General features: G+C 42.7%; 24 protein-coding genes. 19 read left to right on the forward strand and 5 right to left on the reverse strand.

What is annotated here, in order from left to right; genetic code table 11:
- The first annotated feature begins 268 nt into the window (after positions 1 to 268).
- The 8 genes from GMD5S_RS0206010 to GMD5S_RS0206045 are packed head-to-tail and all read left to right on the forward strand — an operon-like array spanning position 269 to position 7,289.
- A complete protein-coding gene (locus tag GMD5S_RS0206010; RefSeq protein WP_000706823.1) occupies positions 269 to 703 on the forward strand; it encodes a PTS sugar transporter subunit IIA in 435 nt (144 codons plus the stop codon).
- Between the two features lie 11 nt (positions 704 to 714).
- The gene (locus GMD5S_RS0206015; protein ID WP_000592046.1) at positions 715 to 1,911 is read left to right on the forward strand and encodes a glycoside hydrolase family 88 protein; all 1,197 of its coding nucleotides are present in this window, start codon (positions 715 to 717) and stop codon (positions 1,909 to 1,911) included.
- 10 nt (positions 1,912 to 1,921) lie between these two features.
- Positions 1,922 to 2,413: a PTS sugar transporter subunit IIB gene (locus GMD5S_RS0206020; protein WP_000211086.1), complete on the forward strand. Its 492-nt coding sequence runs from the start codon at positions 1,922 to 1,924 to the stop codon at positions 2,411 to 2,413.
- A 14-nt stretch (positions 2,414 to 2,427) separates the two neighbouring features.
- Positions 2,428 to 3,207 (forward strand): PTS mannose/fructose/sorbose/N-acetylgalactosamine transporter subunit IIC, encoded by a 780-nt coding sequence (locus GMD5S_RS0206025; RefSeq protein ID WP_000026611.1) that lies wholly within the window; start codon positions 2,428 to 2,430, stop codon positions 3,205 to 3,207.
- Positions 3,194 to 4,012 (forward strand): PTS system mannose/fructose/sorbose family transporter subunit IID, encoded by an 819-nt coding sequence (locus tag GMD5S_RS0206030; protein WP_000148024.1) that lies wholly within the window; start codon positions 3,194 to 3,196, stop codon positions 4,010 to 4,012. Before GMD5S_RS0206025 ends, GMD5S_RS0206030 begins: the two co-directional genes overlap by 14 nt.
- Positions 4,012 to 4,305: a preprotein translocase subunit YajC gene (locus GMD5S_RS0206035; RefSeq protein WP_000381735.1), complete on the forward strand. Its 294-nt coding sequence runs from the start codon at positions 4,012 to 4,014 to the stop codon at positions 4,303 to 4,305. Before GMD5S_RS0206030 ends, GMD5S_RS0206035 begins: the two co-directional genes overlap by 1 nt.
- A 21-nt stretch (positions 4,306 to 4,326) precedes the next feature.
- Positions 4,327 to 6,228: an alginate lyase family protein gene (locus GMD5S_RS0206040; RefSeq protein ID WP_000657072.1), complete on the forward strand. Its 1,902-nt coding sequence runs from the start codon at positions 4,327 to 4,329 to the stop codon at positions 6,226 to 6,228.
- A gap of 59 nt (positions 6,229 to 6,287) precedes the next feature.
- On the forward strand, positions 6,288 to 7,289 hold the full coding sequence (locus GMD5S_RS0206045; RefSeq protein ID WP_000412460.1) for a LacI family DNA-binding transcriptional regulator: 1,002 nt from the start codon (positions 6,288 to 6,290) through the stop codon (positions 7,287 to 7,289).
- A 109-nt stretch (positions 7,290 to 7,398) separates the two neighbouring features.
- On the opposite strand, the gene GMD5S_RS0206050 is transcribed toward GMD5S_RS0206045, so the two are convergent.
- From GMD5S_RS0206050 to GMD5S_RS0206065, 4 genes are read right to left on the reverse strand one after another with little or no spacing between them, the layout of a single operon-like run.
- Entirely contained in the window at positions 7,399 to 7,938 is a 540-nt protein-coding gene (locus GMD5S_RS0206050) for a DUF3278 domain-containing protein (RefSeq protein ID WP_000711237.1), read from the reverse strand.
- A gap of 12 nt (positions 7,939 to 7,950) precedes the next feature.
- Positions 7,951 to 8,292, reverse strand: a complete 342-nt coding sequence (locus GMD5S_RS10810) for a hypothetical protein (RefSeq protein ID WP_000838128.1) — start codon at positions 8,290 to 8,292, stop codon at positions 7,951 to 7,953.
- A gap of 10 nt (positions 8,293 to 8,302) precedes the next feature.
- Positions 8,303 to 8,845, reverse strand: a complete 543-nt coding sequence (locus tag GMD5S_RS0206060) for a DUF3278 domain-containing protein (RefSeq protein ID WP_000712420.1) — start codon at positions 8,843 to 8,845, stop codon at positions 8,303 to 8,305.
- Positions 8,846 to 8,860: 15 nt separating this feature from the next.
- A complete protein-coding gene (locus GMD5S_RS0206065; RefSeq protein WP_001082470.1) occupies positions 8,861 to 9,055 on the reverse strand; it encodes a helix-turn-helix transcriptional regulator in 195 nt (64 codons plus the stop codon).
- 162 nt (positions 9,056 to 9,217) lie between these two features.
- On the opposite strand from GMD5S_RS0206065, the gene rsmH reads away from it, so the two are divergent.
- Genes rsmH through mraY form a run of 4 tightly spaced genes read left to right on the forward strand, consistent with a single transcriptional unit; the run spans position 9,218 to position 13,737 of the window.
- Positions 9,218 to 10,168 carry a 16S rRNA (cytosine(1402)-N(4))-methyltransferase RsmH gene (rsmH, locus tag GMD5S_RS0206070; protein ID WP_000159388.1) on the forward strand — a complete coding sequence of 317 codons (951 nt, stop codon included), beginning with the start codon at positions 9,218 to 9,220 and terminating at the stop codon, positions 10,166 to 10,168.
- A gap of 10 nt (positions 10,169 to 10,178) precedes the next feature.
- Positions 10,179 to 10,496 (forward strand): cell division protein FtsL, encoded by a 318-nt coding sequence (gene ftsL, locus GMD5S_RS0206075; protein ID WP_000840795.1) that lies wholly within the window; start codon positions 10,179 to 10,181, stop codon positions 10,494 to 10,496.
- Between the two features lie 3 nt (positions 10,497 to 10,499).
- Positions 10,500 to 12,755 (forward strand): penicillin-binding protein PBP2X, encoded by a 2,256-nt coding sequence (pbp2x, locus tag GMD5S_RS0206080; RefSeq protein WP_000816036.1) that lies wholly within the window; start codon positions 10,500 to 10,502, stop codon positions 12,753 to 12,755.
- Between the two features lies 1 nt (position 12,756).
- Positions 12,757 to 13,737 carry a phospho-N-acetylmuramoyl-pentapeptide-transferase gene (gene mraY / locus GMD5S_RS0206085; RefSeq protein WP_000625787.1) on the forward strand — a complete coding sequence of 327 codons (981 nt, stop codon included), beginning with the start codon at positions 12,757 to 12,759 and terminating at the stop codon, positions 13,735 to 13,737.
- Positions 13,738 to 13,806: 69 nt separating this feature from the next.
- Here the strand turns inward: mraY and GMD5S_RS10535 are convergent, their stop codons facing one another.
- The gene (locus GMD5S_RS10535) at positions 13,807 to 18,930 is read right to left on the reverse strand and encodes an SIALI-17 repeat-containing surface protein (protein ID WP_000716121.1); all 5,124 of its coding nucleotides are present in this window, start codon (positions 18,928 to 18,930) and stop codon (positions 13,807 to 13,809) included.
- A gap of 331 nt (positions 18,931 to 19,261) precedes the next feature.
- Here GMD5S_RS10535 and GMD5S_RS0206095 point away from each other — a divergent pair, with 331 nt between their 5' ends.
- From GMD5S_RS0206095 to GMD5S_RS0206125, 7 genes are all read left to right on the forward strand, one after another.
- Positions 19,262 to 19,507, forward strand: coding sequence for a YneF family protein (locus GMD5S_RS0206095; protein WP_000364986.1), 246 nt, complete (start codon positions 19,262 to 19,264; stop codon positions 19,505 to 19,507).
- A 206-nt stretch (positions 19,508 to 19,713) separates the two neighbouring features.
- Positions 19,714 to 20,508, forward strand: coding sequence for a glutamate racemase (gene racE, locus GMD5S_RS0206100; protein ID WP_000370379.1), 795 nt, complete (start codon positions 19,714 to 19,716; stop codon positions 20,506 to 20,508).
- Complete coding sequence (locus GMD5S_RS0206105) at positions 20,505 to 21,476, forward strand: nucleoside-triphosphate diphosphatase (RefSeq protein WP_000182431.1); 972 nt, start codon at positions 20,505 to 20,507, stop codon at positions 21,474 to 21,476. The genes racE and GMD5S_RS0206105 overlap by 4 nt, the downstream gene beginning before the upstream one ends.
- Positions 21,452 to 21,973, forward strand: a complete 522-nt coding sequence (locus GMD5S_RS0206110; RefSeq protein WP_001118939.1) for a metallophosphoesterase — start codon at positions 21,452 to 21,454, stop codon at positions 21,971 to 21,973. Before GMD5S_RS0206105 ends, GMD5S_RS0206110 begins: the two co-directional genes overlap by 25 nt.
- Positions 21,970 to 22,431: a cyclic-di-AMP-binding protein CbpB gene (gene cbpB, locus GMD5S_RS0206115; protein WP_000560694.1), complete on the forward strand. Its 462-nt coding sequence runs from the start codon at positions 21,970 to 21,972 to the stop codon at positions 22,429 to 22,431. Before GMD5S_RS0206110 ends, cbpB begins: the two co-directional genes overlap by 4 nt.
- A complete protein-coding gene (xerD, locus tag GMD5S_RS0206120; RefSeq protein ID WP_303622562.1) occupies positions 22,428 to 23,162 on the forward strand; it encodes a site-specific tyrosine recombinase XerD in 735 nt (244 codons plus the stop codon). Before cbpB ends, xerD begins: the two co-directional genes overlap by 4 nt.
- The gene (locus tag GMD5S_RS0206125) at positions 23,162 to 23,890 is read left to right on the forward strand and encodes a segregation/condensation protein A (protein ID WP_000351892.1); all 729 of its coding nucleotides are present in this window, start codon (positions 23,162 to 23,164) and stop codon (positions 23,888 to 23,890) included. The genes xerD and GMD5S_RS0206125 overlap by 1 nt, the downstream gene beginning before the upstream one ends.
- The last annotated feature ends 15 nt before the right edge of the window (positions 23,891 to 23,905 follow it).

Genomic DNA, 23,905 nt, shown 5'->3' on the forward strand with positions numbered 1-23,905 from the left:
ATACTTCCTTTCAAATTTGTTAAGACTTCTCTATAACCAAATTATATTCTAGTAAACCGGTTTTGTCAATAATTAAATATTTTTATTTCTAAAAATCTTTGTTTTCCTAAAAAAACGGAAGATTTTGAAATTTCTGTCTATTGTAATGGTTAAATAAACAATGAAAGCGCTAATATTTTTTTAAAAAAACTATTGACAAGATAAAAATAAAGGGTTACAATGGAAAATGTAAAGTAAACCGGTAAACTCAAACAAGGAAGGAGAAAAGATGAAAATTGTACTTGTAGGGCATGGACATTTTGCCACAGGGATTTATAGTTCTTTACAATTGATTGCAGGCAATCAAGAAAATGTGGAGGCGATTGACTTTGTGGAAGGAATGTCAGCAGATGAACTCAAGCAAAAAATCTTACTTGCAATTTCAAATGAAGAAGAAGTTTTAATCCTAAGTGACCTCTTGGGAGGATCGCCATTCAAGGTTTCTTCTACTATAATGGGAGAAAATCCAGCCAAAACAATGAATGTTCTCTCGGGTTTGAACTTAGCCATGTTAATGGAAGCAGTCTTTGCTAGAATGGCTCATAGCTTTGATGAGGTTGTTAATAAATCAGTAGCGGCGGCCCAGGGCGGAGTCGTAAATGGTAAAGAATTGTTTTCAACTGATGTAGAGGCAGAGGAAGAAGATTTCGAATCAGGTATTTAAAGGATTAAAGAATGATAAAAAAGATTACGATTGAAGAAATAAAATCGCCTGAGCGCTTCTTAGAAGTACCACTTCTGACGAAAGAAGAAGTCGGTCAGGCAATTGAAAAGGTTATTAGGCAGTTAGAACTCAACCTTGACTATTTCAAGGAAGATTTCCCCACACCAGCTACCTTTGATAATGTCTATCCAATTATGGATAACACAGAATGGACCAATGGTTTCTGGACGGGAGAACTGTGGTTGGCTTATGAATACAGTCAACAGGATGCATTTAAAAACATGGCACATAAAAATGTTCTTTCTTTTCTGGAGCGTGTCAATAAGAGAGTAGAGTTGGATCACCATGATCTCGGTTTCTTGTACACACCGTCTTGTATGGCTGAATATAAGATAAATGGAGATGGAGATGGAGAGGCTAGAGAAGCAGCCTTGAAAGCTGCAAATAAGTTGATTGAACGCTATCAAGAAAAAGGTGGCTTCATTCAGGCTTGGGGAGACTTGGGCAAAAAAGAACATTACCGTTTGATTATCGACTGCTTGCTCAATATTCAACTCTTGTTCTTTGCTTATCAAGAAACAGGCAATCAAAAATACTACGATATTGCAGAAAGTCATTTCTATGCTTCAGCTAATAATGTAATCCGTGATGACGCTTCGTCCTTCCACACCTTCTATTTTGATCCTGAGACAGGTCAACCCCTTAAAGGTGTAACGAGACAAGGGTATAGTGATGATTCATGCTGGGCACGTGGTCAATCATGGGGAGTCTATGGTATTCCTTTGACTTATCGTTATCTGAAAGACGAGTCCTGCTTTGACTTGTTTAAGGGTGTAACCAATTATTTCTTGAATCGTCTGCCAAAAGATCATGTTTCTTATTGGGATTTGATTTTTAATGATGGTAGTGATCAATCACGAGATTCTTCAGCAACAGCTATCGCCGTCTGTGGGATTCATGAAATGTTAAAACATCTCCCAGAGGTGGATGCTGACAAAGATATTTATAAACATGCTATGCATGCCATGCTTCGTTCCTTGATCGAACATTATGCAAATGATCAATTTACCCCTGGTGGGACAAGTCTCCTCCACGGTGTGTACTCATGGCATTCAGGTAAAGGAGTGGATGAAGGCAATATCTGGGGTGACTACTATTACCTAGAAGCGCTTATCCGTTTCTACAAAGACTGGAACCTATATTGGTAGGAGGAGAAATATGACAACGCCAAATATTATTATGACCCGTATCGATGAACGGTTGATTCACGGGCAAGGACAACTTTGGGTAAAATACTTAGGTTGTAATACGGTCATTGTCGCCAATGACGAAGTGAGCACGGACAAGATGCAACAAACTCTGATGAAAACAGTTGTGCCAGACTCAGTTGCTATGCGTTTCTTCCCTTTACAAAAGGTGATTGATATCATTCACAAGGCTAACCCTGCTCAAACAATTTTTATCGTTGTGAAGGATGTAAAAGATGCTTTAACCTTGGTAGAAGGTGGTGTCCCTATCAAAGAAATCAATATCGGGAACATTCACAATGCCCCTGGTAAAGAGCAGGTGACACGCTCTATCTTCCTAGGTGAAGAGGACAAGGTAGCTCTTAAGGAATTGAGTCAAACGCATCAAGTAACATTTAATACGAAAACAACTCCAACAGGAAACGATGGAGCTGTTGAAGTCAATATTCTGGACTATATTTAAAAGAGGAGATCGTTATGTCGATTAATGTATTTCAAGCGATTTTAATTGGATTATGGACAGCTTTCTGTTTTAGTGGAATGCTGTTAGGAATTTACACCAATAGATGTATTGTTCTGTCATTTGGTGTCGGAATTATTCTAGGTGATTTGCCTACTGCTCTTGCAATGGGAGCTATTGGTGAATTGGCTTATATGGGATTCGGTGTTGGTGCTGGAGGTACTGTTCCACCAAACCCAATCGGACCTGGTATCTTTGGTACCTTGATGGCTATCACTAGTGCTGGTAAAGTCAGTCCAGAAGCGGCTCTTGCCCTCTCTACTCCGATTGCTGTGGCGATTCAATTCTTACAAACTTTCGCTTACACTGTACGTGCTGGAGCACCTGAAACGGCGATGAAGCACTTGAAAAACCATAATTTGAAGAAATTCAAGTTTACTCTAAATGCAACAATTTGGTTGTTTGCCTTTATTGGATTTACCTTGGGTTGCTTGGGTGCCCTTTCAATGGATACCTTGTTGAAACTCGTAGACTACATTCCACCGGTATTGCTTACAGGTTTGACAGTTGCTGGTAAAATGCTCCCAGCTATCGGTTTTGCAATGATCTTGTCAGTGATGGCTAAGAAAGAGTTGATTCCGTTTGTCTTATTGGGATATGTTTGTGCAGCTTATCTAAACATCCCAACAATTGGTATTGCAATTGTAGGTACTATCTTTGCTTTGATTGAATTTTATAACAAGCCAAAAACAGCGAATCATGTGGTAGAGGAGGAAGCACACGATGACTGGATCTAACAAATTAACAAAACGTGATTATCTTAAAACGTCTTTGCGGGCATTCTTTTTACAAAATGGATTTAACTATAGTAACTATCAAGGGTTGGGATATGCCAATGTAATGTATCCTGCTTTGAAAAAACACTATGGAGCGGATCAGGAAGGTTTCTACCAAGCCTTGGAAGAAAACTGTGAATTCTATAATACCAACCCACACTTCCTGCCTTTTATTACCAGCTTGCACCTTGTAATGTTGGAAAATGGTCGCCCAGCAAAAGAAACACGTAGCATCAAGATGGCCTTGATGGGACCATTGGCAGGTATTGGGGATTCTCTCTCTCAATTTTGTTTAGCTCCATTGTTCTCAACCATCGCAGCTTCGTTTGCTCAAGAAGGCTTGGTTGTCGGTCCAATCTTGTTCTTCCTTGCGATGAATACGATTTTGACAGCTATTAAATTGTCAACTGGTCTGTATGGATACAAACTAGGAACAACTGTGATTGATAAACTAAGCGAACAGATGGCAACGATTTCTCGTATTGCCAATATTATCGGTGTAACCGTAATTGCTGGTTTGGCAGCGACATCTGTTAAGATTATGGTGCCGATTACCTTTGCTGCAGGGGAAGTAAAAGCAGACGCTAAACAAAGTATCGTAAGCATTCAGGGAATGCTTGATAAGGTTGCTCCGGCTCTTCTACCAGCCCTATTTACACTTTTAGTTTACTACTTGATCAAAGAAAAGAAATGGACAACATATAAACTCGTTATTTTAACAGTTATCATCGGAATTATCGGAAGCTGGCTTAAGATTCTAGCTTAATGGATACGACATTGTTTTATGGAATAGTGATTGTCTTGGCAGTGAGCCCCCTTTTACTGTCAAGCTTTCATTCTATTCGTCAGCAAAAGTTGCTTCGCAAACAGATGGAGCAACGACAAGAGTATTTAGCTTCTTTAACATCTGATGATGAAGTGTTGTTGTTGTCTGGAATTCATGGAAAAATCATTTCTATCAAAGATGACTTGATCTCTTTGCAGATTGCAAAAGGAGTCGTCATCTATGTAGAAAAGGAAAGTGTAATGGGAAAGACAAAAGAACTGCTTTTTAAGTAGTTCTTTTTCTGGTAAAAGATAATGAAAGAAGAAAGAAGACAATTTTTTGAAAGAGTTGACGGGGACCAATGTCGTGACTATATCTTGTCCCACTGTTCAAAAGACTATGAGAAGGTCAAGCGTTCCCTTGAACGCTTGATGGACAATCGTTTTATGTTTGATAGTCCTTGGGATATGGAACCTTGTTCAAAAATCTATCAAATCCAGCCGATGGTGTGGAATCAAGTATTTGAAGATGATCCAGAATGGGTTTATATGCTCAATCGACAAGAATATCTCTTGCAGTTTATGATAGGGTATCTGGTAGAGGGAGATAAGGGCTATATTCAAAAGTGCAAGTTCTTTCTATTTGATTGGATTGAGCAGGTGAGAGAGTTTTCTCCTCAATCTTTGATGACTAGAACCTTGGATACAGGCATTCGTTCCTTTACTTGGTTAAAACTACTCTTGCTCTTCTCGAAATTTGACTTGCTAGAAGAGGAAGAGCTAGAGAAAATTTTGGTCAGTCTAGAAAAGCAGATTGACTTTATGAAAAGCCACTATCGCGCCAAGTACACCCTTAGTAACTGGGGAATTTTACAAACAATTCCTATGCTTGCTATCTATCATTTCTTTTCAGATAAGATGGATTTAGAAGAAGTTTACCTTTTTGCTTCAGAGGAGTTGAAACAGCAAATTGAGAAGCAGATTTTAGAGGATGGAAGCCAGTTTGAACAGTCGATTCTATATCATGTAGAGGTTTATAAAGCCTTGCTAGACTTGTGTCTCTTGCTTCCAGACTTGCAAGATAGCTTTCAAGAGTTGCTGGAAAAGATGGCGACTTACATTCAGATGATGACAGGCCTGGATGGACGGACTCTGGCTTTTGGTGATAGCGATTCTACAGAAACGACAGAGATTTTGAGCCTGTCTGCTGTGGTTTTGAACAAGGAAGATCTTCTTAACGGTCTGGATGTTAAAGTTGATTTGCTTAGCCTCTTGTTCCTAGGGCGAGAAAAGGTCAAGCGACTGCAGGAATTTGAAAAGAGAGCTTGGCAGCCTAAGTCCATGATCTTTGAAGACTCTGGACATGTCTGCATTAAGGATGAACATCGTTATCTATTTTTCAAAAACGGCCCGATGGGAAGTGCCCATAGCCATAGTGACGAGAATAGTTTTTGCTTACAGTATCAAGGTCAACCGATTTTCATAGATGCTGGGCGTTATTCTTATCGGGAGATAGATGAACGTTATCTCTTAAAGAGTGCTTGGAGTCATTCGACCTGTATGGTAGATGGGAAAGCTCCAGAAAGGATTACGGGATCCTGGGAATATGAATACTATCCTCACTCCCTGTTTTGTCACCACAAAGAAAGAGAGGGAGTGCATTATATTGAGGGGGCTTATTTGTCAGTAGATCCTGATTTGCCTTATCTTTACAGGAGAAAAATCCTCATGTTGGCAGAGGATGTCTGGCTCTTGGTAGATGATATCAGGTGTCAAGGTCAGCATGAGGCGTTGACCCAGTTTATTCTTGACAAGGATGTGACCTATCAAGATGGGAAAATCAATCAGTTGAGACTATGGAGTGAAGTTGATTTTGATTTAGAAGCTACCATTATTTCTCCTAAATACAATGAACTTGAAAAAAGCAGCAAACTCACCAAGCGCCAATTCTTTGAGAATCAGATGCTGGATTATACCATCATTGCGCATGAGAGTTTTGAAATCATCCTTCATTCTGTCTACCAGACAGATGGTCGTGAAGTGGAAAATGCTCTGGCTTTTGAAGTGAAAAATGACGAAACAGACAAGCTGATTTTGTTATTAAGCGAGGACATTTGTGTAGGTGAAAAATTATGCCTCGTTGACGGAACAAAAATGCGTGGGAAATGTCTAGTATATGATAAAATAAATGAGAGAATGATTCGCTTGCAGTGCTAGAAATAGGCATTTTGAATGGTGAATATGTTATACTAAGTATTAGTAGGAGGTGTTTTAGATTGGAGAAGAAACTGACCATAAAAGACATTGCAGAAATGGCTCAGACCTCGAAAACAACCGTGTCATTTTACCTAAACGGGAAATATGAAAAAATGTCCCGAGAGACACGTGAAAAGATTGAAAAAGTTATTCATGAAACAAATTACAAACCGAGCATTGTTGCGCGTAGCTTAAACTCCAAACGAACAAAATTAATTGGTGTTTTGATCGGTGATATTACCAACAGTTTCTCAAACCAAATTGTTAAGGGAATTGAGGATATCGCCAGCCAGAATGGCTACCAGGTAATGATAGGAAATAGTAATTACAGCCAAGAGAGTGAGGACCGGTATATTGAAAGCATGCTTCTCTTGGGAGTAGACGGCTTTATTATTCAGCCGACCTCTAATTTCCGAAAATATTCTCGTATCATCGATGAGAAAAAGAAGAAAATGGTCTTTTTTGATAGTCAGCTCTATGAACACCGGACTAGCTGGGTCAAAACCAATAACTATGATGCCGTTTATGACATGACCCAGTCCTGTATCGAAAAAGGTTATGAGCATTTTCTTTTGATTACAGCGGATACGAGTCGCTTGAGTACTCGGATTGAGCGGGCAAGTGGTTTTGTGGATGCTTTGACAGATGCTAATATGCGCCACGCCAGTCTAACCATTGAAGATAAGCATACGAATTTGGAACAAATTAAGGAATTTTTACAAAAAGAAATCAATCCCGATGAAAAAACTCTGGTATTTGTTCCTAACTGTTGGGCCCTACCTCTAGTCTTTACCGTTATCAAAGAGTTGAACTATAACTTGCCACAAGTTGGGTTGATTGGTTTTGACAATACGGAGTGGACTTGCTTTTCTTCTCCAAGTGTTTCGACGCTGGTTCAGCCCGCCTTTGAAGAAGGACAACAGGCTACAAAGATTTTGATTGACCAGATTGAAGGCCGCAATCAAGAAGAAAGGCAACAAGTCTTGGATTGTAGTGTGAGTTGGAAAGAGTCTACTTTCTAAGATGAAAGGGAAATGACTTGTGACCTCTGTTAAGAAATAAAAGAATCCCACCTAGAACGAACTAGGTGGGATTCTTTGCCTATAAATTAAAAAATTAGCGAATCTTGGTCTATTTTTTAACGTGTTCCGATAAAAAGGCATAGGTCATGGTTCCAAAGATGGCACCAATTCCCAAACCCAAGACTAGTAAAGGGAGCATTTTATCGAACTGGGAGAGATTGTCCCAAAAGGTATCGAGGGGAAGATGCTGAACAAAGAGTTTGTGAAAGGCTGATAAGACAAACAAGCCAATTGGAATGCTGATGAATACACCCCAACTACGAAGGTTGATTTGACTTTTGCTGTATCTTTTGTGATGGATTTCGGACGGGTCATCCTTGTCTAAATGTAAGTCGCGAACTGCTAGTCTCGCCCTAGATGAGAGGACGAAGATAAGTCCAAAATAGAGGTAGGGCATGGCATCTCGAACCAACTCTATGAAGCGTCCAAATAGGAGATAGAACAAGAAGAGTAGGAGGGAGGAGTATACGATTTGGATTAAGGCACGGGCACCTGCCTTGTAGATTATCTCTTGGCGGCATTCATCAAAGGGGCCTTGTATGTGAAAGAATAGTTTGAGTAAGCGAGTGGTGAGATCTTCTTTTTTCATGGGAGTAATCTCCTAAATGAGCGATTTTTGATTGATTTCTTTAAAGAGTTGATAGAGAGTATAGAAGTAAACCAAACTAAAAATGATACAGATTATTAGAAATACCAGGTATCTCCAATCCATAGGATTTGTTAAAAGTTGTGGAAAGGATACGAGGATAAAACAGAGAGATGCGTTTAGAAGACGTATTTTTTTTGATTGGATTTTCTGGGATCTCTGTCCCTTGTTCAATACAGGAAGGAATAAAAGAAAGAAAATCAAGAAAGGATGCTCAATATGTCCAGAAAGTAGGAAAAAGGTAACAAAGATACTGATAAAAACATGACTGATCAGTAGTCTAGCTAGTGATTTCATAAGGCACCTCCTAGTCGTCTTCTTGGTCTTTCTTGGCCTTTTGAATGCGAAGAGAGACGATAATTTGTATGGTCACTCCGAAGAAGAAGGTAGCTAGGATAGTTGATACAAAATGCCCTGTATTTAAAAGAGAACCAAGATAATCCTTGCTATCATCGGTTAGGACATTCAGAAGCGGTATTCCAAAGAACATGCCCATGCCATAGATCAGACCGGCTTTTAGACCAGGAAAATATAGCTGTTTGCTTTCTTTCTGACTCAACATTTCGGGATCAATAGCTGTGATGCCCGTTTTCTTGGTTTGAGAGACCACATAGAGGGCAGCCATCATCGAAATGCCAAACACCACGAGAGGATAGCCGATAGCGACAATTTGTGGGTATTTATAAGCAAGGACAAAGGGGATGAGGTTGCCAAATATCATGAGATAAAAGAGAACGATAAAGACCTGATTCCCGATACGATCGGCCTCGCGCCGTTTGTGTTCGTCAAGGGGGCCAGAAATGCCGTATGTACGTTTGATAAGTTTTTCAGTGAGAGTTTCTTTTTTCATTTGTTTGCTCCTTTTTTAAAAATCGTCTTCCCAAAAGAGGCTATTGAGGTCAGTTTGGAGGCTGCGGGCGAGGTTGAGACAGAGTTCTAGGGTTGGATTGTACTTGTCATTTTCAATCATGTTGATGGTCTGTCTCGAGACACCGATATCTTTGGCGAGCTCGAGCTGGGAAATGCCCAGTTCCTTGCGGAATTCTTTCACACGATTCATAGGGTCTCCTTTCTGATATGTCGTATATATTTGACTATATTATATTCTTTTGGGGATGAGGTGTCAAGTATATATGACATATTTTTGAGAATTTTTTTCGAAGAAACTTAGCCTTGTCTGACAAGTGCAAGCTGGTCAGATTTGTGGTAAAATAGATAGGATATGACAAAAGAATTTCATCATGTAACGGTCTTGCTTCATGAAACGATTGATATGCTTGACGTAAAACCTGACGGTATCTACGTTGATGCGACTTTGGGCGGAGCAGGCCATAGCGAATATTTATTAAGTAAATTGAGCGAAAAAGGGCATCTCTATGCCTTTGACCAGGACCAGAATGCCATTGACAATGCGCAAAAACGGTTGGCACCCTATATCGAAAAGGGGATGGTAACCTTTATCAAGGATAACTTCCGTCATTTGCAGGCACGTTTGCAGGAGGCTGGTGTCCAGGAAATTGATGGAATTTGTTATGACTTGGGAGTGTCCAGTCCTCAGCTGGATCAGCGTGAACGTGGTTTTTCTTATAAAAAGGATGCGCCACTGGATATGCGGATGAATCAGGAAGCTAGTCTGACGGCCTATGAGGTGGTCAATCATTATGACTATCATGACTTGGTTCGGATCTTTTTCAAGTATGGTGAGGATAAGTTTTCTAAACAGATAGCTCGTAAGATTGAGCAAGCGCGTGAGGTGAAACCCATTGAGACAACGACGGAGTTGGCAGAGATTATCAAGTCGGCCAAGCCTGCCAAGGAGCTCAAGAAAAAGGGACACCCTGCCAAGCAGATTTTTCAGGCTATCCGAATCGAAGTCAATGATGAGCTGGGCGCTGCAGATGAATCTATCCAGCAGGCCATGGACATGCTGGCTCTGGATGGTAGAATCTCGGTCATTACCTTCCATTCGCTGGAAGACCGCTTGACCAAGCAATTATTCAAGGAAGCTTCAACAGTGGAAGTTCCCAAAGGCTTGCCCTTCATTCCAGATGACCTTAAGCCCAAGATGGAATTGGTATCCCGTAAGCCAATCTTGCCAAGTGCCGAAGAACTAGAAGCCAACAATCGTTCGCATTCAGCCAAGTTGCGCGTGGCTAGAAAAATTCACAAGTAAGAGGAAAAACATGGCAGAAAGAATCGAAAAAACAAGCCAGTTATTGCAAACGAAGTTCAAAGGTTTTTCACGTGTGGAAAAGGCCTTCTATGTTTCGATTGCTGCAACAATGATTATCCTGGCAATTAGCGTTGTGTTTATGCAGACCAAGCTATTACAAGTTCAGAATGAATTGACCAAGGTCAATGCTCAAATCGAAGAAAAGAAAACCGAGCTAGATGATGCCAAGCAAGAGGTCAATGAATTGATTCGTTCAGAACGTTTGAAAGAGATTGCAAACTCTAAAGATTTGCAGCTGAATAACGAAAATATCCGAGCAGCGGAGTAAGAAATGAAACAGTGGAAAGAAAAAATCATCCGTTATGCCGTTCGTAACCGTAAATCTCCAGAAGAAAATCGCCGAAGAGTAGGGAAAAGCCTGAGTTTATTGGCTGTCATACTCTTCGCGGTCTTTTTGGTCAACTTTGCGGTCATTATCGGAACGGGTAAAAAATTTGGTAAGGACTTGGTTCAAGAAGCCAACAAGGTCCATCAAACAACCAAGACGATTCCTGCAAAACGGGGAACCATCTACGATCGTAATGGAACGCCTATTGCAGAAGATGCGACTTCGTATAATATCTATGCCGTTATTGACAAGACCTACAAGTCAGCAACAGGCAAAATTCTCTATGTAGAGGATTCTCAATTTAATAAGGTGGCTGAGATTTTCCATAAATACCTAGATATGGAAGAGTCTTATGTCAAAGAACAGCTTTCTCAACCAGATCTAAAACAGGTATCCTTTGGTACCAAGGGAAATGGGATCACCTATGCCAATATGATGGCTATTAAAAATGACCTCAAAACTGCTGGTGTTGAGGGGATTGACTTTACAACTAGCCCTAACCGCAGTTATCCCAATGGACAGTTTGCTTCTTCCTTTATCGGTTTAGCGCAACTCCATGAAAATGAGGATGGCACCAAACGTTTGATTGGGACATCTGGTTTGGAGAGTTCCTTAAATAGCATTCTGGCGGGTACAGATGGGATCATCACCTATGAGAAAGATCGTCTGGGAAATATTGTTCCGGGTACGGAGCAGGCTTCCCAACACATGGTAGACGGAAAGGATGTTTACACTACCCTTTCTAGTCCTTTGCAATCCTTTATGGAAACCCAGATGGATGCCTTTCAGGAAAAGGTAAAAGGCAAGTATATGACCGCGACCTTGGTCAGTGCAAAGACCGGTGAAATTCTCGCTACCACCCAACGACCTACCTTTAATGCAGATACTAAAGAAGGAATCACTGAGGACTTTGTTTGGCGTGACATTCTTTATCAAAGTAACTATGAACCAGGATCAGCCATGAAGGTTATGACGTTAGCTTCTTCTATTGATAATAATACCTTCCCAAGTGGAGAATACTTCAATAGCAGTGAATTAAAAATAGCGGATGCGACGATTCGAGATTGGGATGTTAATGATGGTTTGACTACTGGTGGGATGATGACTTTCTCACAAGGTTTCGCTCACTCCAGTAATGTTGGAATGAGTCTACTTGAACAAAAAATGGGAGATGCTACTTGGTTGGATTATCTAAACCGCTTTAAATTTGGGGTCCCAACTCGCTTTGGCTTGACAGATGAATACACAGGTCAATTACCTGCTGATAACATTGTCAATATTGCCATGAGCTCATTTGGACAAGGGATCTCTGTCACCCAGACCCAGATGCTTCGTGCCTTTACAGCCATTGCCAATGATGGGGTTATGTTGGAGCCGAAATTTATCAGCGCCCTCTATGATCCAAATGACCAGTCTGTTCGTAAGTCTCAAAAGGAAATCGTCGGAAATCCTGTGTCCAAAGCAGCAGCGTCCTCTACTCGGGAGCACATGGTCATGGTCGGAACAGATCCTGTCTACGGTACCATGTACAACCACAGCACAGGAAAGCCGAATGTCAATGTTCCGGGGCAAAATGTCGCCCTAAAATCAGGGACTGCTCAGATTGCCGATGAGAAGAATGGGGGTTACCTGACAGGTGAAACCAACTATATCTTCTCTGTTGTGTCGATGCATCCTGCAGAAAATCCTGACTTTATCCTCTATGTGACGGTGCAACAGCCAGAGCATTATTCGGGTGTTCAGCTGGGAGAGTTTGCCAACCCAATCCTTGAGCGAGCTTCTGCTATGAAAGAATCCCTCAATCTTCAGTCAACTGCCAAGAACTTGGATCAGGTCAGCAAGACGACAAGCTATGCTATGCCGGCTACCAAAGACTTTACTCCGGGTGACCTAGCAGAAGAATTGCGCCGAAACCTGGTCCAACCAATTGTTATCGGAACAGGAACCAAGATCAAGGAACTCTCGGTTTCTGAAGGAGATAATTTGGAAGCCAATCAGCAGATCTTGATCCTGTCAGATAAGGTCGAAGAAATGCCTGATATGTACGGCTGGACAGATGAAAATGTGCAAACATTTGCTAAATGGCTGAATATAGAAGTCGAGTGGGAAGGTAGTGGCAAAACGGTCAAGAAACAAAGTGTCCGTGCCAATACTGCCCTCAAAGACCTTAAAAAAATGAAAGTAACTTTAGGAGATTAAGATGATTAGTTCCATTAGTGCTGGAATTCTAGCCTTTCTATTGACCTTGATTGGCATTCCAGCCTTTATCCGATTTTATCGAAAAGCACAGATTACAGGTCAGCAGATGCACGAGGATGTCAAGCAACACCAAGCAAAAGCTGGAACTCCAACCATGGGAGGTCTTGTCTTCCTGATCGTTGCAGTTGTTGTGAGCTTCCTTGTCGCTCTCTTTACCCAACAATTGACCAACAATGTAGGCATGATTTTGTTTATCTTGGTTTTGTATGGTTTGGTAGGTTTTTTGGATGATTTTCTCAAGGTCTTTCGTAAGATTAACGAAGGCTTAAATCCCAAGCAAAAACTTGCTCTCCAGCTGCTTGGAGGAGTGGTTTTCTACCTCTTTTATGAGCGCGGTGGCGACATGCTTTCAGTCTTTGGCTACCAAGTTCATCTGGGAATTTTCTATATTTTCTTTGCCCTTTTCTGGCTAGTTGGCTTTTCAAATGCGGTGAATCTGACGGACGGGATCGACGGCTTAGCAAGTATTTCAGTGGTGATTAGCTTATCGGCCTACGGTGTGATTGCTTATATGCAAAATCAACTGGATATCCTTCTTGTGATTCTTGCCATGATCGGTGGTTTGCTAGGTTTCTTCGTCTTTAACCACAAGCCTGCCAAGGTTTTCATGGGAGATGTGGGAAGTTTGGCTCTAGGTGGGATGTTGGCAGCAATCTCTATGGCCCTCCACCAAGAATGGACCCTTTTGTTGATTGGGATTATCTATGTCTTTGAGACAAGCTCTGTTATGATGCAGGTTACCTACTTCAAACTTAGTGGTGGAAAGCGTATTTTCCGTATGACACCTGTGCATCATCATTTTGAGCTTGGAGGATTCTCAGGCAAGGGCAATCCTTGGAGCGAGTGGAAGGTTGATTTCTTCTTTTGGGGAGTTGGGCTTCTAGCAAGTCTCTTGACCTTAGCCTTTTTATACCTACTGTAAAACTAACTTCTGATGACAAAATAAAACAGGATGAAGGTGATCTTCATCCTGTTTTTGTGTGCTTAAAGGTTAGTTGGAGTCATCCTTTCTTCCTTTTAACATAAATGTGGCTGTAAGGGCTAGGCTGAGTCCTGCTAAGAATAGGAGTGGGTTGGACGCTTCTCCTGTTGCTGGAAGTTGTTCTTTAGGAGAATGATTTCCAGCTTTAGCAAGGCTCGGACTAGCTGGAAATTGTTCAGCCTCGTGTGCCAAGGTTTCTGTATCTGGAGCACTTGGTTTTTCCTCTGTGTTAGAGCTTGTTCCAGTAGCTTGATAGACGACAGCATAGGTACTGAAATGATTAGTGATGAATTCTACCTTTCCGTCTCGTACAGTGAAATCAAGGGCTTGCAACTCCTTGGTCGGAGTGATGTAGTAGATATTTTCGACGCTAGCTGAAATAGGCAAGCGAACCAAGACAGAGCCTTTTGGCTGCAAGCTATGATCTGTTGGATTTTTAAGCTGTAGATTGTAAGCATCATAGGTCTTGCCAAAGAGTTCTTGAGCTAGGACACGTCGGCTAGAAACGTGAGAAATTCCTTCTAAGTCGCTGGCTCCACCGATGATTTCTACTCCAGTCTCCTTATCTTTCAAGACTTGAACTGGATAGTCAGGAAGGCTAAGGGTTGGAGTGGCCTGATCTCCCGGAGTTCCGAAAGGCTCGGTGTACTCAGGTTTTTCAACAGTAGGTGCTTCCTCTTGACCTGCTGTTCCGATAGGTTCGGTGTATTCAGGAATTTCAACTGTTGGAGCTTCTTGTTCTCCTGCCGTTCCGATAGGTTTGGTGTATTCAGGTTTTTCAACAGTAGGAGTTTCCTCTTGACCTGCTGTTCCGATAGGTTCGGTGTATTCAGGCTTTTCTACAGTGGGTGGCACTTCTTGCCCTGCAGTCCCGATAGGCTCAGTGTACTCAGGTTTCTCGACAGTAGGAGCTGGTTCATCCCCCTTGCTTGTAGTTGGCTGCTTCTCATCAACTTTCTTTTCATCTTTTTTAGTAAAGACGGCTACGACAGGACTGCTAGTGGTAGTTCCTTGAATAGCATATGCTTCAATGGCATTTCCAGATTTGCGATTGGTTTCGTCAGGGATTGGGATTTGAACTTGATTGTCTTGGATTGATAGGATAGTCTGATCCCCACTTGTAACCAGATGCGTTTCATCCACCTTACGCAAAACTAGAGGATCTTTGACACCTGGGAAGGTCACTGCGATGGCTTCCCAATCTCCAGCTGGTAGGCTTAAGGAAATGGTTTTGTCATTTTCCTTAAGAGGCGCGATGCTCGGACTATCTAGACCAACAGCAGGGGCTTTGATGATATCAAAGGAGTCTAGAGAGATTTTCTTGCGACCTTCTGGCGAATCTGGATCAACTTGTAATGTCAGGGTGTGCGGGCCGTCAGTAAGGTTTGTAAATTCGCCAATAAAGGCTCTCTTTTCGGTCGCACCTGAGGTGTAGAAATCTAGACTTGGCATTTCTTTGCCATCTAGTGTAACACGTGCTCGTCCAAGGGCAAGGCTCTTCAAGCCATAAATACGAATACCTGTCCCTGTAAAGGAAATAGTTGCCTGAGCTTCTGAAGCTGCACTAGAGTCACTGTTGTTGATGTCCGCGTATTTTTCCGTACCTCCGTAGAGTTCAGGGTCAGACCAGTCCTTAAACTGGGAACCATACTGGATGCGCGAATCACGATCATCCATTTTTTCAATCGTATTGCCTGTTCCAGCTAGGATCTTGAAGTAGTCTAATGAAATTTTCGAGCGCTCACTACCACGTCCTTTGTGCTCACGTTTAACACGAAGAGTCAATGTGTGAGGTCCGTCAGATAATCCTGCGAAGCGACCGATGAGACGGCCTTTTTCAGTTGCTCCAGCAGTATGGAAGTCAAGCTCCCCGACCTCTTTGCCATCAATTTTAGCAGTGGCAAGACCTAGTTCAGACGATTTCAGTCCATAGATTTCGATACCAACGCCAGTGAAAGGAATGGTAGCAGTGAGATCTTCGTCTGTGTAGTCTCCTTTTGAAAGGTCAGCAAATTTCTCTGTTCCTCCAAATAATTCTGCGTCTGCCCAATTTCCAAAGGCAGCTCCGTACTGGATACGGCCGTCTCGATCATCCATCAATTCACTAGGGGTTTCTACAATTGCTTGTTCAGAGACTTGTGTAGAAACTTCGCCCAGCATAGCTTTGACAGTATAGGTGTAGGCATGTTGAGGATTGAGTGATCGGTCAATAAAATGGGTTTGATTGGTTACAAATTCTCTGGTCGCAGAGGTTTGGCCAGTTTCGTCTTTCACTTGTCTTTGGATGACATAGTGGATAGCGCCTTCTACTTGGTTAAAGGTGAGTTCAGCAGTGACTCCATTTTGTCGAACGGCTGTCAGACTGGTTACACGACCAGGGAAGTGTTCAAAGGTAATGACGTCACCTTTTTGTGTTGCCAGTTGGATGCGATTATCTTTAAGCACAGTTGCCGTGACTGCTTTGCCATTGACCTTGATCTGACTGGCTTCGATATTTGGATAGTCTACAACCAGGTCTCCACCGACATTTGAAAGGAAGGACAAGCTTTGCAAGTTCTTATCTTTCCACTTCATGCTGACTTCAAAGTTACCACGGGCAATCAAGCCAGAAACTTGACCGTCTTTCCAAGCATCTGGAAGGGCTGGCAATGGTGCAATATAGCCTGTATGAGATTGGAGGAGCATTTCTGCCATCCCACTGGTTGCTCCGAAGTTGCCATCAATTTGGAAAGGCGCGTGGGTATCCCAAAGGTTTTCTAGGGTTGAATACTTGAGCTGTTCAGCGAGCAAGCGATGGGCACGGTTACCGTCCAGCAGACGAGCCCAAAGGTTGATTTTATTGGCCTTAGACCAACCTGTACCACCATCTCCACGGTGGTTCAAGGTAGCACGCGCAGCCTCTAGGTATTCAGCCTGGTCCTTGCTAAAGAGCGTACCTGGGAAGAGACCAACTAGATGGGAAACGTGACGGTGGTGATTTTCAATCCCTTCATTTGTGAATTGAGGATTGTCCTCCTCGTACCATTCCTTGATGCGTCCCTCTTTGTTGATGTGAAGCGGTTTGAGTTTGTCAAATTTAGCCTTGACCTCTGTGACTAAGTCTTGGTCGACATTCAGATGGTTGGCGACTTCCATGTAGTCGTGGAATAACTGCCAGACTAGCGATTGGTCAAAGGTATTTCCGATGGTAATGGTCCCGTGTTCAGGTGAGTAGGATGGAGAAGACACCCAACGGTCACTGGCCTTGTCATAGTGCAAGAAGGAGTTCCAGAACTTGGCAGTCTCCTTGAGCATTGGGTAAATCTTTTCTTTGAGATAAGTCTCATCCTTGGTGAATTTGTAGTAATCATAGACGTTTTGCATCATCCAAGCGTTAGCTGCTGGAGACCAACCCCAATAGTAATTCCAACCAGGAGTAGTCCAGCCAAATGGTGTTGCCTGGGTGTGGACCAGCCAACCATTTTCTTGTCCGTCTTTGGATTCGATGCCAGCGTATTCCTTGGCAGCGATACGACCATAGTAGCGCATGTCGTCAATGTAATTGATCATTGGCTTGGCTGTTTCAGCAAGGTTGCTCATGTAGGCTGGCCAATAGTTCATTTGCAAATTGACATTGAGGTGGTAGTCGGCGTTCCAAGGTGGATTGTCTACAGCATTCCAGACTCCTTGTAGGTTGGCAGGAAGAGCATCTGTCCGATCACGAGACGAACTGATGAGTAAATAACGTCCGTATTGGAAGAAGAGTTCTTCCAATTTTTGCCCTTTTTCTGGGTTATAGCCTTGAAGGGCCTCTTTAGTCGTTTGAGCAGTCTTGTTTCCGCCTAGATTTAGTTTAACGCGGTTAAAGAGTCTTTGATAGTCCTTGATATGGGCCTTTTTAAGTGTTTCGTAGTCTTTGGCCTTAGCTGCTTCGACAATCCCTTTAACTGTTTTTTCGAGGTCAATGTCTTTTCGATAGTTGGTTTTTGGATTCTGAGCAAAGTTAGTCTTGGCACTGAGATAGAGGGTCGCATAACTTGCGCCTGTAACGGTTAGTGTCTCGTCCTGAACAGTCACCTTTCCGTCCGTTTTAATTCCTAGATAGGATGCAAACTTGAGGCCGTTATCTTTGACAGTTCCCTTTAGAAGGATTCCGTTTGCATCTGTAGTGACATGACCATTCTTATAGTTGGAATATTCCCAAGAGTAGTTGCCATTAGCAAGCAAGTCTTCTGTCAAACTGTTCCAAAGGGTAAAGTCAAGTGTCTTGTTTCCTTTTTTGGTCAAGTGGGTCACGGTGACATCATCAGGATAGCTGGAGAAGGTTTCACGCTTGAAGGTTGTCCCATCTTGGGTGTAAGAAGTGGTCGTAGTGGCTTCTGTGATATCCAAACCACGATGATAATCAGTTACAGTATCTAGTCCTTTCTTCTGGTTATTAAAGACCATGAAGATATCTCCAAAGGCTAGGTAACGTCCATACTGGGCGTTGTTTGGTCCAACTAGATTTTGTTCAGCGAGCTGTTTAGCTTTTTGGCGATCTCCAGCTTCGAGGGCTTTACGTATCTCTGCTAAGACCTTGTAGCGATCCTTGTAGTTTCCTCCGTTATAGTCGGTGCTATCGGGTTGTGGTCCTCCTGACCAGAGGGTCTTTTCGTTGTACTGGATTCTTTCTTCGCCAATTAGACCGAAAACCTTGGCTCCCATTTCTCCGTTTCCGACAGGGAGGGCTTGTTTTTCCCATCCATCATAGGAGGGAGCTGTTGGCTGATCGTAGTTGAGTTGATAGTTTTCTTGCTTTGTCACCGGCTGATCTGCCTTTTCAGGTTCCTTATTTTCTTTAGCTTCTACAATGGCTTCTTCACTAGCTTGAATATTTGTCGTCTGAGTCTCCTCAGCTGGCTTGCTTTCGGAAACTACTGGACTTTCTGCTAGGGACGGATTTGTAGTTTCAGTCGCTTCAGCTGCTTTGGGCTCACTATCAGGCTTAGTGATAGATTCGACAGAGGTTGGTTCAGTTTGTTTGACCTCAACACTGTCTGCGGCTACAGTGTGGTTTACTAGAAAAACGGCCCCCAGTAAAATAGAAGCAGTCCCAACCGTCAGCTTGCGGATGCTATAGCGACAGGATTTCTCCCAAAAGTGTTTTTTCATAAAACCCTCCTTTGTGTATTAGAAACCGCTTACATTTTATAAAGCAGTTCCGTTTATTTTGTTTCTATTTATCTCCTCACCTCCCATTCTAATGGTCGCTTAGCATTTGTCAAGAGCTTTTTAGCAAGATACATATTTGCTGTTGTTTTTTCTTAAAATAGTAGAGAAAAGAGAGGAAGGGGGAGAATTATTCGTAATTTTATAGTTCATTCTGATTGTAAGACTAGCTTAGAATTGGCTTAACCCCCTCTTGAAAGCGTAAAACAAACTAGTCAGGAAAGTCACTTTATGGTATAATATAGAAGACTCAAAAAGAAACAGGAGAAAAAGAATGGATTTACTTTTAGCAATTGTCTTGATTGTGCTAGCTTTTCTAGGGGGAGCTCTTGGAGGGATGTACTTGGTTCGTAAGCAAATCGAAAAAGAATTTGCGGACAACCCACGTTTGAACGCTGAGGCAGTTCGTGCTCTCTTGAGTGCAAATGGTCAAAAACCAAGCGAAGCCAAGGTACAACAAGTTTACCACCAAATCATCCGCCAACAAAAAGCAGCTCTTGCTAACAATAAAAAGAAATAAATAGGAAAAGTCTGGGATGAAAGTTCCAGACTTCTCACTATGTTCAATAGTTCTCAAGGATAAGACTTTTTCCTTGCATTCTATTGATATTTGATTATGATTAAGAGAGAGGCAGTTTCCATTCTATCAAGCTGTCTATACGTTCATTTAGGACGAGTAATTATGATGAACTATCAATCAGAAAAGAAGACTAGAAAGAAGACTGTATGGATAATCGACCAATTGGTTTTTTGGATTCGGGTGTCGGGGGCTTGACTGTTGTACGTGAGCTCATGCGCCAGCTTCCCCATGAAGAAATCGTCTATATTGGAGATTCGGCACGGGCGCCCTATGGTCCCCGTCCTGCTGAGCAAATCCGTGAATATACTTGGCAGTTGGTCAACTTTCTCTTGACCAAGGATGTCAAAATGATTGTCATTGCTTGTAATACTGCGACTGCGGTCGTCTGGGAAGAAATCAAGGCCCAACTAGATATTCCTGTCCTAGGTGTGATTTTGCCAGGAGCTTCGGCAGCTATCAAGTCCAGTCAAGGTGGGAAAATCGGGGTCATTGGAACGCCCATGACGGTCCAATCAGACATCTATCGTCAAAAAATCCATGATTTGGATCCAGACTTACAGGTGGAAAGTTTGGCCTGTCCCAAGTTTGCCCCCTTGGTGGAGTCTGGTGCCCTGTCAACCAGTGTTACCAAGAAAGTGGTTTATGAAACCCTGCGTCCCTTGGTCGGCAAGGTGGATAGCCTGATTTTGGGCTGTACCCATTACCCACTCCTTCGCCCTATCATCCAAAATGTCATGGGACCAAAGGTTCAGCTCATCGATAGTGGGGCAGAGTGTGTACGGGATATCTCGGTTTTGCTGAACTATTTTGAAATCAACCGTAGCCGAGATGCGGGACCTCTTCAACATCGTTTTTACACAACAGCCAATAGCCAAAGTTTTGCCCAGATTGGAGCAGAATGGCTGGAAAAAGAGATTCATGTGGAGCATGTAACTTTATGACAAACAAAATTTATGAATACAAGGATGACCAGGACTGGTATGTCGGTGTCTGGGATGTCTATGGAGGCATCTATAGCCTTATCAAAGATCCTCTCGAGCTTGATTTTATGGATTTAGCGCGGATTTTTCGGGACGAGGAAAATGGCTTTCCGATTACGATAACGGTGATGCGCTGGTCTTCTAACTTCCGTCTGCTCTCCTTTATCGTTGAGATTTTAAATGCTGAAGCAGGCCGCAATCTAGAAGTCATCCAACGTCAGGGTGCCCTGCTCTTGATTGAAAATGGACAGCTTTTGCATGTCGAATTGCCTAAAGAAGGAGTTGAAGTGGAAACCTTCTTTGAAACTAGCAAGGTCAGAGAAACTCTGCTCATTGCGACTCGTAACGAAGGAAAGACCAAGGAATTCCGAGCTATCTTTGACAAGTTAGGCTACGATGTGGAAAATCTCAATGACTATCCAGATTTGCCTGAAGTAGCTGAAACAGGTATGACCTTTGAAGAAAATGCCCGCCTCAAGGCAGAAACCATTTCCCAATTAACAGGCAAGATGGTGCTAGCAGATGACTCAGGTCTCAAAGTCGATGTCCTCGGCGGTTTGCCAGGAGTCTGGTCAGCCCGTTTTGCAGGTGTGGGAGCAACCGACCGTGAAAACAATGCCAAACTCTTGCACGAATTGGCCATGGTCTTTGAACTCAAGGACCGTTCGGCTCAATTCCACACAACCCTAGTCGTAGCTAGTCCAAACAAGGAAAGCTTGGTGGTTGAAGCTGACTGGCCAGGTTATATCAACTTTGAACCCAAGGGTGAAAATGGCTTTGGTTATGATCCGCTCTTCCTTGTGGGAGAGACAGGTAAGTCAGCAGCTGAATTAACCCTTGAAGAAAAAAATAGCCAATCCCACCGTGCCTTAGCCGTTAAGAAACTTTTGGAGGTATTTCCATCATGGCAAAGCAAACCATCATTGTAATGAGTGATTCCCATGGCGATAGCTTGATTGTGGAAGAAATTCGTGATCGTTATCTGGGGAAAGTCGATGCCATTTTTCACGATGGTGACTCAGAACTCCGTCCAGACTCTCCGCTCTGGGAAGGCATCCATGTCGTCAAAGGAAATATGGACTTTTATGCTGGCTACCCAGAACGTTTGGTAACTCAACTTGGTCCAACTAAGATCATCCAGACGCATGGACACTTGTTTGATATCAATTTCAACTTTCAAAAGTTGGACTACTGGGCTCAGGAAGAAGATGCCGATATCTGTCTCTATGGTCACTTGCATGTACCAAATGCTTGGATGGAAGGAAAGACTCTTTTTCTCAATCCAGGCTCCATCAGCCAACCACGAGGAACTATTAGAGAATGCCTCTATGCCCGTGTGGAGATTGATGACAGCTATTTTAAAGTAGACTTTTTGACACGTGATCATGAGGTTTATCCAGGTCTGTCCAAGGAGTTTGCTCGATGATTGCCAAGGAATTTGAAGCATTTTTATTGGAGCAGGAAGAGACTTTTCTTACCCCTGCTGAGAATCTAGCAGCCTTGATTGATACCCATAACGCTGATCATGCGATTTTAGTGTTGAGCCAAATCACTTATACCCGTATCCCTGTTGTGACCTTTGACAAACGCTTTGTTGGAACCATTGGTCTGAGAGACATTTTGGCTTATCAAATGGAGCAAGGTTTGACGGATGAACAGATGGCAAAGACAGACATCGTCAATATGACCAAGACGGATGTGGCAGTTGTCGCTCCGGACTATAACATCACTGAAGTCCTCCATAAACTGGTGGATGAACCCTTCTTGCCAGTGGTAGATGATGAAGGGATTTTTCAAGGAATCATCACGCGCAAGTCTATCCTCAAGGCTGTCAATGCTCTCTTACATGACTTTAGTAAGGAATATGAGATTCGATGCAAATGAGAGATAGGATTTCAGCCTTTTTAGAGGAAAAACAGGGCTTGTCTGCCAATTCCAAGCAGTCCTATAAGTATGATCTAGAGCAATTTTTAGACATTGTGGGTGAGCGGATCTCTGAGACCAGTCTTAAGATTTACCAAGCCCAGCTAGCCAATCTAAAAATCAGCGCCCAGAAGCGAAAACTTTCGGCCTGCAACCAATTTCTCTACTTTCTCTATCGAAAAGGAGAAGTGGACAGCTTTTACCGTCTGGAATTAGCCAAACAAGCTGAAAAGAAGACTGAAAAACCAGAAATTCTAGACCTAGACTCTTTTTGGCAGGAAAGTAATTATCCAGAAGGACGCTTGCTGGCGCTCTTAATCCTAGAAATGGGACTCTTGCCAAGTGAGATTTTAGTCCTTAAGGTTGCAGATATCAATCTGGATTTTCAGGTGTTGCGAATCAGCAAGGCTTCCCAACAGAGGATTGTCACCATACCCACGACCTTGACTCCAGAATTGGAACCCTTGATGGGGCAGACCTATCTTTTTGAAAGGGGAGGGAAAGCATATTCTCGTCAGTGGGCCTTTCGACAGCTAGAGTCCTTTGTCAAGGAGAAAGGTTTCCCAACCTTATCAGCCCAAGCCTTGCGGGAACAATTCATTCTAAGACAAATAGAAAACAAGGTCGATTTGTACGAAATAGCAAAAAAATTAGGATTAAAAACAGTTCTGACCTTAGAAAAATATAGATAATGGATATTAAATTAAAAGATTTTGAAGGGCCCCTGGACCTGCTCTTGCACTTGGTTTCTAAGTACCAGATGGATATCTACGATGTGCCTATTACAGAAGTCATCGAACAGTACCTAGCCTATGTCTCAACCCTGCAGGCCATGCGTCTGGAAGTGACGGGCGAGTATATGGTCATGGCCAGTCAGCTCATGCTGATTAAGAGTCGCAAGCTTCTTCCAAAGGTAGCAGAAGTGACAGATTTGGAAGATGACTTGGAGCAGGATCTTCTTTCTCAAATCGAAGAATACCGCAAATTCAAACTCTTGGGTGAGCACTTGGAGGCTAAGCACCAAGATCGGGCCCAGTACTATTCCAAAGCGCCGACAGAGTTGATCTACGAAGATGCGGAGCTTGTGCATGACAGGACGACCATTGACCTCTTTTTGGCTTTTTCAAATATCCTAGCCAAGAAAAAAGAGGAGTTCGCTCAGAACCACACGACCATCTTGCGGGATGAGTATAAGATTGAGGATATGATGGTCATCGTAAAAGAGTCCTTGGCTGGACGGGATCAGTTACGTTTGCAGGATTTGTTCAAGGAAGCCCAGAATATCCAAGAGGTCATTACCCTCTTTTTGGCAACCCTAGAGTTAATCAAAACCCAGGAACTGATCCTCGTGCAAGAGGAGAGTTTCGGAGATATCTATCTCATGGAAAAGAAGGAAGAAAGTCAAGAGGCACAAAGCTAGACTTGATAGAGAGGA

The sequence above is a fragment of the Streptococcus sp. GMD5S genome (assembly GCF_000298715.2).
GTDB lineage: Bacteria > Bacillota > Bacilli > Lactobacillales > Streptococcaceae > Streptococcus.